Source organism: Streptomyces sp. NPDC005574, assembly GCF_040605435.1.
In the GTDB taxonomy this organism is placed as follows: Bacteria; Actinomycetota; Actinomycetes; order Streptomycetales; family Streptomycetaceae; genus Streptomyces.
The window spans coordinates 273,573-286,522 of record NZ_JBEXCW010000001.1 but is presented as its reverse complement, the minus strand read 5'-3'; the positions used below and the strand labels follow the sequence as shown (position 1 = coordinate 286,522).

Genomic DNA, 12,950 nt, shown 5'->3' with positions numbered 1-12,950 from the left:
CGCACCGACATCCACGCCGGAGCGCCGGCCCGGCCCCGCCCTCGCGGCCTGGCGCGGGCCGCGAACGTGCGGCCGGAGTCAGTCCGTCGGCCTACCGGCGGCGTTTGCTCACGGTGGGTGGGGAAGCGGTAACGGTATGAGATTCCTCGTACGCGACCGGCTCCTCGGCTTCGGTGACGACTACTGGATCGAGGACCAGCACGGCAACAAGGTGTTCCTCGTCGACGGCAAGGCGATGCGGATGCGGGACACCTTCGAGTTGAAGGACACCCACGGGCGCGTCCTGATCGACATCCACCAGAAGATGTTCGCGCTGCGCGACACCATGGTGATCGAGCGGGACGGCGAGCCACTGGCCACCATCCGGCGCAAGCGGCTGTCGCTGCTGCGCAACCACTACCGCGTGTCCCTGGCGGACGGCAGCACCGAGCTGGACGTCAGCGGCAAGATCCTCGACCGCGAGTTCGCCGTCGAGTTCGACGGCGAGCTGCTCGCCGTCATCTCCCGTCGCTGGCTGCACGTCCGCGAGACCTACGGCGTCGACGTCGTACGGGAGGACGCGGACCCGGCGCTGCTGATCGCGGTGGCCGTGTGCGTGATCCACCTGGCGGAGAAGGAGCGGGGGGAGGACTAGGGACCGGAGGGCGGTGTCCCGGCGGGCACCGGGGCGGTGTCCGCGCCCCCGCCCGTCCCGGCGGGTAGGCGGGGACGGTGTCCCGGCGGGTACCGGGGGGCGGTGTCCGAGGCCCGCCCGTCCCGGCGGGTGGGCGGTGTCCGTGGCCCCGCCCGTCCCGGCGGGTGGGCGGGGGCGCGCGGAGCGCTCAGAGCACCCGGTCCTTCAGGGCCGGGAACTGCTCACGGGTCCTCGCGACCTTCCCGGGGTCGAAGTCGACCGTCAGCACCTGCTCGCCGGGCCCGGCCTCCGCCAGGACCTCGCCCCACGGGTCCACCACGATCGAGTGACCGGCCTGCGGAACTCCGGCGTGGGTCCCGGCCGTTCCACACGCGAGCACGAACGCCTGGTTCTCCACCGCCCGCGCCTGCGCCAGCAGCGTCCAGTGCGCCCGCCGGCGCTCCGGCCAGCCCGCCGACACGACGAATGTCTCGGCGCCGGCGTCGACGAGACCGCGGAAGAGTTCGGGGAAACGGAGGTCGTAACAGGTGGCCAGGCCGAGGGTGGTGGTGGGCAGACGCACCGTCACCAGGTCGCGCCCCGCGCCCATCAGCACGGCCTCACCCTTGTCGAAGCCGAAGCGGTGGATCTTGCGGTAGGAGGCGGCCAGTTCACCGGAGGGGGAGAAGAGGAGAGAGGTGTTGTAGAGCGGGCCCTGGCCGGCGGGCGTACCGCCGGGGGACCCGTCACCGTCCGGCGTCGCGCGTTCCGGGATGGAGCCCGCGTGCAGCCAGACGCCCGCGTCGCTCGCCGCCTTCGCCATCGTTTCGCAGGTGGGCCCCTCGAGCGGCTCGGCCTCGCGCGCGAACTCCTCGTAGGCGAAGGCGCCGGTCGTCCACAGCTCCGGCAGGACGACGAGGTCGGCCCCGGCCTGATCCCGTACCAGGGACGCCGCCCGCTGCCGCCGTTCGGCGACCGGTTCGGCCTCGTCCACGGTGATCTGGATCAAAGAGGCGCGCACACTACCACCGTCCTGGCATTCGAGTCGTTCACACGGGCCTACGATCGTCACACGAAAGCACTGCCGGGGTGCCTCACAGCAGCGTAACTTAGCGTTCCAAGACACCCGCCGACAGCAGCCGCCTCCCGCTGGCAACGCCGCCACAACCACCCGTGTACCGACCGCCGAGGGGTCCCGTTCCGTGAGTCTGCATCCCACCCTCCAGCCCTACGCCGACGCCTGGACCCACTCCATCGAAGCGATATCCGAGCTGGTGCAGCCGCTCGCGGAGGCCGAGTGGAACCGGCGCACCCCGTGCCCCAGCTGGTCGGTCCGGGACGTCGTCTCCCACGTCATCGGACTGGACAACGAGATGCTCGGCGATCCGCGGCCCATCCACACACTGCCCCGCGACCTGTTCCACGTCACCAACGACCACCAGCGCTACACGGAGATGCAGGTCGACGTCCGCCGTCACCACACGGCACCGGAGATGACCTCCGAGCTGGAGTACACGATCATTCGCCGCAACCGGCAGCTGCGCAACGACTCGCGTGACCCGGGTACGAAGGTGCGCGGTCCGCTGGGCACGGAGCTGACCCTGGAGGAGTCGATGCGCACCCACGCGTTCAACGTGTGGGTGCACGAGCAGGATCTGCGCACCGCGCTCGGCAGCCCGGGCAACCTCGACTCCCCCGGCGCGCACGTCACCCGTGACGTGCTGCTCGCCCGGCTCCCGCGGCTCATCGCGGAGGACGCGGGCGCCCCGCGCAGCTCGGCGGTCATCATCGACGTGCACGGACCCGTCGAGTTCCTGCGCACGGTCCGCGTCGACATCCAGGGGCGCGGCACCCTGGAGACGGCCCCGGCACTCGGCCCGGCCGCGGTCTTCACCCTCCCCTGGGAGACGTACGTCCGCCTGGCCTGCGGCCGCACCACACCGGAGGCCGTGTCGGACCGACTGAAGGCGGACGGGGACCCGATGCTGGTCAAGGCGATCCTGGACAACTTCACGGTGACGAACTAGCCGGGAGCCGTCCGGCCGATCATCGCGGAGGAGGGCGACGGGGCCCGTCGGGCGCCGGTGAACGAGGGGAGGCCGACCCCGGGTGGAAAACGTCGGCGCCCCCGGGCGGTACCCACCGGCACCACCCGGTCCCGCTCCCGTCACGCCGGTACGTGCACCGTCTCCACCCGGCTGGCCACCAGCCGCTCGCGTTCGCGCCGGGCGGCGCGCCCGCGCAGGCGCAGGATCTGGCTGACACCGACCGCCTGGAGCACGAACACCGCGGAGAACGCGACCGTGTAGTCGCCACCCGTGGCGTCCAGCAGCACACCGACGGCGAACAGGGTCGTCATGGAGGCCACGAAACCACCCATGTTGGTGATTCCGGAGGCCGTCCCCTGACGTTCCGGCGGGTTCGCCGGCCGCGCGAAGTCGAAGCCGATCATCGAGGCGGGTCCGCAGGCGCCGAGCACCGCGCACAGCACGATCAGCAGCCACATCGGCACGTGCGCGACGGAGAACACGAGCGGACAGGCCAGCGTCACCGCCCACAGGGTCGCCGTCGCCGCCACGGTGCCGAGCGCGAGCGGCAGCCGCGCCGCGTGGTGCCGGGCGATGACCTGGCCGTAGACCAGTCCGACCACCATGTTCGACAGCACCACCAGGGTGAGCAGCTCCCCGGCCGTGGCGCGGGACAGGCCCTGCGCCTCCACCAGGAAGGGCAGGCCCCACAGCAGCAGGAACACCATCGCCGGGAACTGCGTCGTGAAGTGCACCCACAGGCCGAGCCTGGTGCCCGGTTCCCGCCAGGAGGCGGCGATCTGCCGGCGGACGTACGCGGCTCCCCGGTGCGGGAACGGCTCCGGTTCGTGGCCCTCCGGGTGGTCCTTGAGGAACAGCAGGAGCAGCACGAGGACCACGACGCCGGCGAGCGCGCTGCCCGCGAACGCCGCCGTCCAGCCGACGCCGTGCAGCAGCCGGGCCAGCACCAGCGTGGAGACGAGGTTTCCGGCCATTCCTGCCAGCCCCGCGAACTGCGCGACCTGCGGACCGCGCCGGGCGGGGAACCAGCGGGTGCCCAGCCGCAGCACGCTGATGAACGTCATCGCGTCGCCGCAGCCCAGCAGCGCGCGCGAGGCGAGGGCGGTGCCGTACGACGGGGAGAACGCGAAGCCGAGCTGCCCCGCGGTGAACAGCACCGCGCCGATGCCGAGGACCCGCTTCGTGCCGAGCCGGTCCACCAGCAGGCCCACGGGGATCTGCATGCCCGCGTAGACGAGGAGTTGGAGGATCGAGAAGGTGGACAGGGCGGAGGCGTTGACGTGGAAGCGGTCGGCCGCGTCGAGGCCGGCCACGCCCAGGGACGTACGGAAGATGACGGCGACGAAGTAGACGCAGACGCCGATGCCCCAGACGGCGACCGCGCGCCGGCCGCCCGGCGGGTCGCCCGGCAGAGTGACGGACGAGGAGCTGCTCATCGCACCTCTCCCCGCGCGAGGTGGGAGAACCATCCGACGTGCCGGTGGACGACCGCGACGGCGGCCTCCGCGTCCCCGGAACGCAGCGCGTCGAGGATCTCCTGATGCTCGGTCAGCGTCTTGGCGATCCGGTCGGGGTGCGAGTGCAGTACGGCGACGCCCATCCGCAACTGCCGGTCGCGGAGCTGGTCGTAGAGGCGGGAGAGGATCTCGTTGCCGCCGCTGCGGACGATCTCGGCGTGGAAGCACCGGTCGGTGACGGCGGCCGCGGCCAGGTCACCGGCGGCGGCCTGCTCCTTCTGCCGGGCGAGCAGCTCCTCCAGCCGCTCGATGAGCCGGGCGGGCGCCGGTACTGCCTTGCGGGCGGCGTGCTCCTCGACCAGCAGGCGGGTCTCCACCACGTCCGCGATCTCCTGCGCGGAGACGGGCAGGACCAGCGCGCCCTTCTTCGGGTACAGCCTGATCAGGCCCTCGGCCTCCAGCCGCAGCAGCGCCTCGCGGACCGGCGTGCGGGAGACCCCCACCGCGTCGGCGAGTTCCCCTTCGGTGAGCAGGGTCCCGCCCTCGTAGCGGCGGTCCAGGACGCCCTGCTTGACGTGGCCGTAGACGCGGTCGGCGGCGGGGGGCTGCTTGACGGGGACGGGAGCGGCCGGCGGGGCGGAGGAGGGCATGCGCACATCTTAGATACATCACGTACGCATGACGCGGCCCCGTCCACGATGCGGACCGCCCGGAGGGTCGCCGGCGGGGGCATCGGCGGGGGCATCGGCGAAAAAATTCAGACCCGCCTCAGCGGCCGCACAACCTTCTGTGCTACTTACGTGTCACACACATGCGGCCCCACCTACTGCGCCACCTCAACTCGGCCGCACCTCAGGGGCATTCAACGTATTCGGGGTATCTGACTTGATAAACGGCATTCAAGGCGTCCGCGTTCGCCGAGCCGCCGCCGTCGCCGTCACGACCGGCGCGATGCTCGCGACCGGCGCGCTCACCGCTGCGCCCGCACAGGCCGTCACCGCACCCACGATCGTGGCCAAGACCGGCTACGTGATGAACAACGCCAACGGCTCGTCGCTCTTCTCCAAGGGCTCGACCACCAAGATGTCCACCGGCTCCACCACGAAGATCATGACCGCCAAGGTCGTGCTGACGCAGTCGAACCTCAACCTCGACTCCAAGGTCACGATCCAGAAGGCCTACAGCGACTACATCGTCGCGAACACGGCCTCGTCGGCCCACCTGATCGTCGGCGACAAGGTGACCGTGCGTCAGCTGCTCTACGGGCTGATGCTGCCCTCGGGTTGCGACGCCGCGTACGCGCTCGCCGACAAGTACGGCACCGGCTCGACGCGGGCCGCACGGGTGAAGTCGTTCATCGGCAAGATGAACTCCAAGGCCGCGCAGCTCGGCCTGACCAGCACCCACTTCGACTCGTTCGACGGCATCGGCAACGGCGCCAACTACTCGACGGCGAAGGACCTGACGAAGCTCGCCAGCAGCGCGATGAAGAGCTCCACGTTCAGGACGGTCGTCAAGACAAAGTCGTACACCGCGAAGACCATCACCAAGACGGGCAGCACCCGCACGATGGGTGCCTGGACCAACACCAACACGCTGCTCAGCAGTTACAGCGGCACGATCGGTGTGAAGACCGGCTCCGGCCCCGAGGCCAAGTACTGCCTGGTCTTCGCCGCGACCCGCAACGGCAAGACGGTCATCGGCACGGTGCTCGCCTCCACCTCGGTCACCCAGCGCGAGACGGACGCGAAGAAGCTCCTCAACTACGGCTTCGCCAGGCTCGGCTGACCCCCGCCGACCACAGAAGGGGCCCGCCACGGTGCACGCGGCGGGCCCCTTTGCCGTATCCGGAAGCGAATCGCAAGCCCAACAGACGCACATAACTCGCAATGGTGAACATCATTGCCCCGGCTGGCATATTCGATTTCCTCCGCCCTACGTTCCGCTGCGGAGGTGGTTCACATGAACGAACCCAGCAGGAAGCCCGACACGGGTGAGCGGCACGAGGCGATCGACGTCAGCGACTTCGTCTACGCGGCCACGGGGGACCGGGTCCGACGACTGACCATGCCGGACGGAGCGCACTGGTTCCCGGCGGTGGACGTGTGCAAGGAGTTGGGGTACACCACGCCTCGCAAGGCGATCCTGGACCACGTTCCAGAAGAGCACCGAGACAATCTCGAGACAGTGACTGGAAGTCACGGTCTGAGCGTTCCCGCAGGTCGGAGCTGGCGCCGAGACCTGCAGCTGATCGACCTCCAGGGTCTGATCCTGCTCGTGAACGCGTGCACCAAACCAGCCTGCGCCCCGTTCAAGCAGTGGGTCGCCGAAGTCATCGAGACGATCCAGCGCGAGGGTTCCTACACCCTCCAGGAGGCCGAGGTGCAGCCCGCCGCCCCGGGCGCCCCCGTCGCGTACGCCATGCCGGAGCAGGTGGCTGACGCCATCGTCCGGCTGGAGGAGCGCAACCTGCTGGCGGACGAACAACTCGCCGTCGCCCAGCACGAGTCACTCACCCTGCAACGGGACATGCTGGCCATGCAGCGGAGCGTGGTCGAGACCCAGCGGGAGATGGTGGAGATGCAGCGCGCGACACTCACCGCGCAGCAGGCCATCGCCCAGGCCATGGAACGCATCGCGAACCGGCTGGACGTCCTGGCTCTCGACCGGCCGGCACCCACCGCGGCCCTCTCCGCGCTTCCCACCACCGAGTCCGTCCTGGCCGACTGGCGGGAGCGGCTGTCCGTCACCGAGGACGTGTGGACGGTGGCCGTCGTGATCGCGCCGGTCCTGGTCGAACGGGGTGAGCTGCGCGAGCCGCTCGAATCGATCGCCGCTCGCACCGGACTGACGGTGCACCGCGTCAACGAGTGCCTGCGCCTGCTGCGCAAGCACGCCTGCATCCACTCGCGGGGCGGCAGCGAGGAAGGGGCGCCGGTCTACGTGCTGAACCGGTCCTGACGGGATGAAGAGGTGAAGGGGCGGCCGCACTCCGAAATTGCGGCCGACCCTTCGTCGTTCAAGCTATCGCGTCGCGGCCCCTCAGGCCCACGTGATCAGCCTTTTGGGTTGTTCCAGGATCGCTGCCACGTCCGCGAGGACCCTCGAGCCCAGTTCCCCGTCGACCAGGCGGTGGTCGAAGGACAGGGCCAGGGTGGTGACCTGGCGTGGCTTCACCTTGCCCTTGTGGACCCACGGCTGGAGCTTGATCGCGCCGACCGCGAGGATCGCGGCCTCGCCGGGGTTGAGGATCGGCGTGCCGGTGTCGACGCCGAAGACGCCGACGTTGGTGATCGTCACCGTGCCGCCCTGCATGTCGGCCGGTGACGTCCGGCCCTCGCGGGCCGTGGAGACCAGCTCGCCCAGCGACTGGGCCAGCTGCGGCAGCGTCTTGGCCTGCGCGTCCTTGATGTTGGGGACGATCAGGCCACGGGGGGTGGCGGCCGCGATGCCCAGGTTGACGTAGTGCTTGACCACGATCTCCTGGTTGGCCTCGTCCCAGGAGGCGTTGATGTCGGGGTGCCGCTTGATCGCGACCAGCAGGGCCTTGGCGATCAGCAGCAGCGGGTTGATCCGCAGGCCCTGCATCTCGTGCTTCCCGGGGTCCCGCTTGAGCTCCTCGACCAGCTTCAGCGTGCGGGTCACGTCGACCGTCACGAACTCCGTGACGTGCGGCGCGGTGAACGCCGAGCCGACCATCGCCGCCGCCGTCGCCTTGCGGACGCCCTTCACCGGGACGCGGGTCTCGCGGGCCGTGTCGTAGGTGACGACCGGCGCCTGGGGCGCGACGGGCACCGGGGCCGCCACGGGCTCGGCGACCGGCGCGGGCGCGGGTGCCGCCGCCGCGTGGACGTCCTCGCGGGTGATGACGCCGTCCGGGCCGGAGGGCACCACCGTCGTCAGGTCGACGCCGAGGTCCTTCGCCAGCTTGCGCACCGGCGGCTTGGCCAGCGGGCGCGAGCGCACGGCCGTCGTCCCGTGCCCGTTGAGCTCGGCCAGGACGGCCGCCGACGCCTCCCGCACGGGGAGCTCGGGACCCTTGCGGGGACGGCGCCGGGTCGAGGACGCGGCGACCCCGTAGCCCACGAGGACCGGCTGGCGGGCCGGTGGCTTCGCCTCCTCCGCCGGCTGCTCGACGGGCGCGGGAGCCGGTTCGGCGGCCGGAGCGGCGCCCCCGCCCGCCACGGCCACCGCGATGATCGGCGTGCCCACGTCCACCGTGGTGCCCTCGGCGAAGTGCAGGTCGCGGACCACGCCGTCGTAGGGGATGGGCAGTTCCACCGCCGCCTTGGCCGTCTCGACCTCGCAGACGACCTGGCCGTCGGTGACGGTGTCGCCCGGCTTGACGTACCACTTGAGGATCTCGGCCTCGGTGAGCCCCTCGCCCACGTCGGGCATCTTGAACTCGCGTACGGACGCGTCAGTCATCGTCGTCACGACCTTCTCCTCAGTACGCCAGGGCACGGTCGACGGCGTCGAGCACCCGGTCCAGGCCCGGCAGGTACTCCTCCTCCAGCCGCGCCGGCGGGTACGGGGCGTGATAGCCGCCGACCCGCAGCACGGGGGCCTCCAGGTGGTAGAAGCAGCGCTCCGTGATCCGGGCGGCGATCTCCGCGCCCGAGCCGAAGAACACCGGCGCCTCGTGGACGACGACCAGACGGCGGGTCTTCTCGACCGAGGTCTGGATGGAGTCGAAGTCGAGCGGGGAGATCGAGCGCAGGTCCAGGACCTCCAGCGACCTGCCCTCCTCGGCGGCCACGTCGGCGACCTCCAGGCACGTCTTCACCATCGGGCCGTAGGCGACGAGGGTGAGGTCGCCGCCCTCACGGACGACACGGGCCTTGTGCAGGGGGCCGGGGATGGCCTCCGTGTTGACCTCGGCCTTGTCCCAGTAGCGCCGCTTGGGCTCGAAGAAGATCACCGGGTCGTCGCTCTGGATGGCCTGCTGCATCATCCAGTAGGCGTCCTCCGCGTTCGACGGGGAGACGACCTTCAGGCCGGAGACGTGCGCGAAGAGCGACTCGGGGGACTCCGAGTGGTGCTCCACCGCGCCGATGCCGCCGCCGTAGGGGATGCGGACGACGACCGGGAGCTTGACCTTGCCCAGCGAGCGCGCGTGCATCTTCGCCAGCTGGGTGACGATCTGGTCGTACGCCGGGAAGACGAACCCGTCGAACTGGATTTCGACGACCGGGCGGTAGCCGCGGAGGGCCAGGCCGATCGCCGTGCCGACGATGCCCGACTCGGCGAGCGGGGTGTCGATGACCCGGCTCTCGCCGAAGTCCTTCTGCAGGCCGTCCGTCACGCGGAAGACGCCGCCGAGCTTGCCGACGTCCTCCCCCATGATCAGGACCTTGGGGTCGGCCTCCAGGGCGCGGCGCAGCGACTCGTTGATCGCCTTGGCCACGGCCATGCTGGTGGATGTCACGGGCGCCGCCATGTCACTTGCCCCCCTCTTCGTCCGCGAACGACGCCTGGTAGGCGGCGAACTGGGCTCGCTCCTCGTCGACGAGCGCGTGCCCGTCCGCGTACACGTTCTCGAAGATGGCGAACCGGTCCGGGTCCGGCATGGCACGGACCGCTTCGCGCACTCGCCTGCCCAACGCTTCGCTCTCGGTCTCGAGTTCCGCGAAGAATCCGTCGTCCGCGTGGTTTGAGGACTCCAGGTAGGCACGCAGACGCAGGATCGGGTCCTTGGCCTCCCATGCCTGGCGCTCCTCGTCGGCCCGGTACTTCGTCGGGTCGTCGGAGGTGGTGTGGGCGCCCATGCGGTAGGTGTACGCCTCGACCAGGGTCGGGCCCTCACCGCGGCGGGCGCGCTCCAGCGCCCACTGCGTCACCGCGAGGCAGGCCAGCACGTCGTTGCCGTCCACGCGCACGCCGGGGAAGCCGTAGCCCTGGGCCCGCTGGTACAGCGGGACGCGCGTCTGCCGCTCGGTCGGCTCGGAGATCGCCCACTGGTTGTTCTGGCAGAAGAACACCACCGGGGCGTTGTAGACCGCGGAGAAGGTGAACGACTCCGCGACGTCGCCCTGGCTGGAGGCGCCGTCGCCGAAGTAGGCGATCACCGCGCTGTCCGCGCCGTCCTTGGCCACGCCCATCGCGTAGCCGGTCGCGTGCAGGGTCTGCGCGCCGATGACGATCGTGTACAGGTGGAAGTTGTTGCCGTTGGGGTCCCAGCCGCCGTTGTTTACCCCGCGGAACATGCCGAGCAGGTTGGTCGGGTCGACCCCGCGGCACCAGGCGACGCCGTGCTCGCGGTAGGTCGGGAAGACGTAGTCGTCGTCGCGCAGGGCCCGGCCGGAGCCGATCTGGGCGGCCTCCTGGCCGAGCAGCGAGGCCCACAGGCCCAGTTCGCCCTGGCGCTGCAGGGCCGTGGCCTCGGCGTCGAAGCGGCGGGTGAGCACCATGTCGCGGTACAGGCCGCGGAGCTCGTCGGGGGTGATGGCGGCGACGTACCCGTCGTACACCGCGTTCTTGACGCGCTTGCCCTCGGGCGTCAGCAGTTGTACGAGCTCGGGCTCGGTGCCCGGCGGCTTCTTCGCGGTCGTCCGCTTGCCGGCCGTGCTCTTGGTACTGGCGCTGCGTCGCGATGTGCGCGCGGCAGTGCTCTCCACGGTCACGTGTGCTCCTCCGTCGGTCCGGCTACCCGGGTTCGCCGGGCGCCAGTGCGGCTCACCCATAGCCCCAGGGGCGCGCAGGGTGGGCGCGCACGTTGGGGAACAGGCGTGACAGGTGCCCCGGCGAGCATCCTGCACAAGGCACGTTACCCAGTGCTTCACATTTCTGTGAAACCCCTCCTGACCTGCGATTTTGCTTGGATTTCCAAGTAAATCGCGAAATCGGGAACAATTCCTGGTCACAGCCTTGCAGGGGGCCGGAACAACGGCACGTTATCCCGGTGACCCAGTTCACGGGAAGAGTCTGCCCGGGCGCGGCTTTTGATCAGGGGCAAGAACGGCATTCGGCAGCAAAGGTGCGAAACCCCGGCAATTTCCCCCAGGCCGCCGGGCGGGCCCCCGGACACGAAGCAGGGCTCCACGCGCGCGTGGAGCCCTGCTTTCCGTGAGATCGACCGGCCGCCGCGGGTCAGAGACCGTCGTTCCCGGTCGTCGTACCGCCGTCGGCGCCGCCGTCGCCGCCACCACCGTCCGTGGGGTCCGCCGTCACGGGCGGGTCGGTCTCCGGGGCGCTCGTCTCCTGCGTCGGCGCCGCGCTCGACGCCGGCGCGGAGGGCTCGCTGCTCGGCTCGCTGCTGTAGCTCTTGGAGGGCGTGTACGACGGGCTGTACGACGGCGTCCAGTCCTGGTTGGAGCCCGTCCCCGTGTCGTCGTCGGAGGACGAACCCGTCTCCGGGTCGGTCGCCTTGTCGCTCGGCGTCTCGGTGTCCTTCTCGTCCTTCGCGGACCGCGAGGTGGTCGGTGAATGGGTCGTGCCCGGGCCGCCGTCGCTCCCGCCGGTGTTGTTCAGCGCCAGCGCGACTCCCGCGGCGATGGCGACGACCGCGAGGACGGCGAGGATCCACAGCTTGCCGCGGCCGCTGCCCCGGTTGCCGTGTCCCTCGAAACCGCCCTCGTCCCCGCCGCCGTACCCGGCGGGCAGGATCTGCTGCGGGATCTGCGTGGTGCCGGAGGAGTCACCGGAGTGCGGCAGCACCGTGGTGCTCGCGAAGCCCGCCGCCGGCGTGTTCCGCCCGTCGTGCACCCCCACCGGGCCGGTGTTCCAGGTGCCGGTGTGGCCGCCCTGGTCGTACAGCATCTGCAGGGCGTACTGGACCAGTCCGCGCATCTCCTCCGCGGTCTGGAACCGGTCGTCCGGCTCCTTGGCGAGGGAGCGCATGACGAGTCCGTCGAGCTCCGGCGGGCACGCGCCGTCCGAGGTCTCCGACGGGGGCACCGGGATGTCCTGGACGTGCTGGTAGACCACCGACAGCGGGGTCTCGCCGGTGAACGGCGGGCGCAGCGCGAGCAGTTCGTAGAGGAGACAGCCGGTCGCGTAGAGGTCGGAGCGGTGGTCGACGGCCTTGCCGAGCGCCTGCTCCGGGGAGAGGTACTGCGGGGTGCCCATGACCATGCCGGTCTGGGTCATGGTGGTGGACGCGCCGTGCAGGGCGCGCGCGATGCCGAAGTCCATCACCTTGACGGCGCCGTTGTCGGTGATGATGACGTTCGCCGGTTTGATGTCGCGGTGCACGATGCCGTGCTGATGCGAGTAGGCGAGCGCCTCCAGCACCCCGGAGACGATGATCAGGGCCTGCTCGGGGCCGGGCGCCTCCGCGTTGAGGAGCAGGTCGCGGATGGTGCGGCCCTCGACGATCTCCATCACGATGTACGGCACCGACTGGCCGCCCACGAAGTCCTCGCCGGAGTCGTACACGGCGACGATGGAGTGGTGGTTGAGGCCGGCCACCGACTGTGCCTCGCGGGTGAAGCGGGCCTTGGAGACGGGGTCCTCGGCGAGGTCCCCGCGCAACAGCTTGACCGCCACGGTGCGTCCGAGACGGACGTCCTCGGCGGCGAAGACCTCCGCCATACCGCCCCGGCCGAGTCTGCGGGTGAGCCGGTACCGGCCGTCACCGACCAGTCCGCCATTGCCCCACAGCTCCGGCGCATCCGACATCCCGCCGCCAGTCGCCTCGGGGTCGGACGGGCCCTGAGCGCGCTGCTGCTGTGCCATCAGTCCTCGCCGTCGTTTCTGCCCGCGGTGCGCGCGGTGTTGTCACGGTCTCCGTCGGCCACGCTACAGCCTCCGGGCAAGCCGCCGGTCCGGGAGGAGCCCGGCACCCGTCCGCGACGGACCGGCCATCAAACCCGTAGTGCGCCTGGCCGTGCA

11 protein-coding genes are annotated in these 12,950 nt (G+C 70.6%); 4 read left to right on the top strand and 7 right to left on the bottom strand.

Features of this window, described 5'->3' with window-relative positions:
* Positions 1-136 precede the first annotated feature (136 nt).
* Positions 137-634 (top strand): LURP-one-related family protein, encoded by a 498-nt coding sequence (locus tag ABZT03_RS01360; protein WP_356031821.1) that lies wholly within the window; start codon positions 137-139, stop codon positions 632-634.
* A 187-nt stretch (positions 635-821) separates the two neighbouring features.
* Here ABZT03_RS01360 and ABZT03_RS01355 read toward each other — a convergent pair whose 3' ends face one another.
* On the bottom strand, positions 822-1,634 hold the full coding sequence (locus tag ABZT03_RS01355) for a carbon-nitrogen family hydrolase (RefSeq protein WP_356031819.1): 813 nt from the start codon (positions 1,632-1,634) through the stop codon (positions 822-824).
* A gap of 181 nt (positions 1,635-1,815) precedes the next feature.
* Between ABZT03_RS01355 and ABZT03_RS01350 the strand changes: the two genes are divergently transcribed.
* Positions 1,816-2,640, top strand: coding sequence for a maleylpyruvate isomerase family mycothiol-dependent enzyme (locus ABZT03_RS01350; protein WP_356031816.1), 825 nt, complete (start codon positions 1,816-1,818; stop codon positions 2,638-2,640).
* Between the two features lie 140 nt (positions 2,641-2,780).
* Here ABZT03_RS01350 and ABZT03_RS01345 read toward each other — a convergent pair whose 3' ends face one another.
* Together ABZT03_RS01345 and ABZT03_RS01340 are read right to left on the bottom strand one after the other, a co-directional pair.
* Positions 2,781-4,097, bottom strand: coding sequence for an MFS transporter (locus tag ABZT03_RS01345; RefSeq protein WP_356031814.1), 1,317 nt, complete (start codon positions 4,095-4,097; stop codon positions 2,781-2,783).
* The gene (locus ABZT03_RS01340) at positions 4,094-4,768 is read right to left on the bottom strand and encodes a GntR family transcriptional regulator (protein ID WP_356031811.1); all 675 of its coding nucleotides are present in this window, start codon (positions 4,766-4,768) and stop codon (positions 4,094-4,096) included. The genes ABZT03_RS01345 and ABZT03_RS01340 overlap by 4 nt, the downstream gene beginning before the upstream one ends.
* A 235-nt stretch (positions 4,769-5,003) precedes the next feature.
* Here ABZT03_RS01340 and ABZT03_RS01335 point away from each other — a divergent pair, with 235 nt between their 5' ends.
* Entirely contained in the window at positions 5,004-5,906 is a 903-nt protein-coding gene (locus tag ABZT03_RS01335; protein WP_356031809.1) for a D-alanyl-D-alanine carboxypeptidase, read from the top strand.
* A 174-nt stretch (positions 5,907-6,080) separates the two neighbouring features.
* The gene (locus ABZT03_RS01330; RefSeq protein ID WP_356031806.1) at positions 6,081-7,079 is read left to right on the top strand and encodes a BRO family protein; all 999 of its coding nucleotides are present in this window, start codon (positions 6,081-6,083) and stop codon (positions 7,077-7,079) included.
* 81 nt (positions 7,080-7,160) lie between these two features.
* Here the strand turns inward: ABZT03_RS01330 and ABZT03_RS01325 are convergent, their stop codons facing one another.
* From ABZT03_RS01325 to ABZT03_RS01310, 4 genes are all read right to left on the bottom strand, one after another.
* Positions 7,161-8,555 carry a dihydrolipoamide acetyltransferase family protein gene (locus tag ABZT03_RS01325; protein ID WP_356031804.1) on the bottom strand — a complete coding sequence of 465 codons (1,395 nt, stop codon included), beginning with the start codon at positions 8,553-8,555 and terminating at the stop codon, positions 7,161-7,163.
* A 10-nt stretch (positions 8,556-8,565) separates the two neighbouring features.
* Positions 8,566-9,558 (bottom strand): alpha-ketoacid dehydrogenase subunit beta, encoded by a 993-nt coding sequence (locus ABZT03_RS01320; protein WP_356031801.1) that lies wholly within the window; start codon positions 9,556-9,558, stop codon positions 8,566-8,568.
* A gap of 1 nt (position 9,559) precedes the next feature.
* Complete coding sequence (pdhA, locus tag ABZT03_RS01315; RefSeq protein WP_356031799.1) at positions 9,560-10,741, bottom strand: pyruvate dehydrogenase (acetyl-transferring) E1 component subunit alpha; 1,182 nt, start codon at positions 10,739-10,741, stop codon at positions 9,560-9,562.
* A 466-nt stretch (positions 10,742-11,207) separates the two neighbouring features.
* Entirely contained in the window at positions 11,208-12,794 is a 1,587-nt protein-coding gene (locus tag ABZT03_RS01310; protein WP_356031796.1) for a protein kinase, read from the bottom strand.
* Positions 12,795-12,950 lie beyond the last annotated feature (156 nt).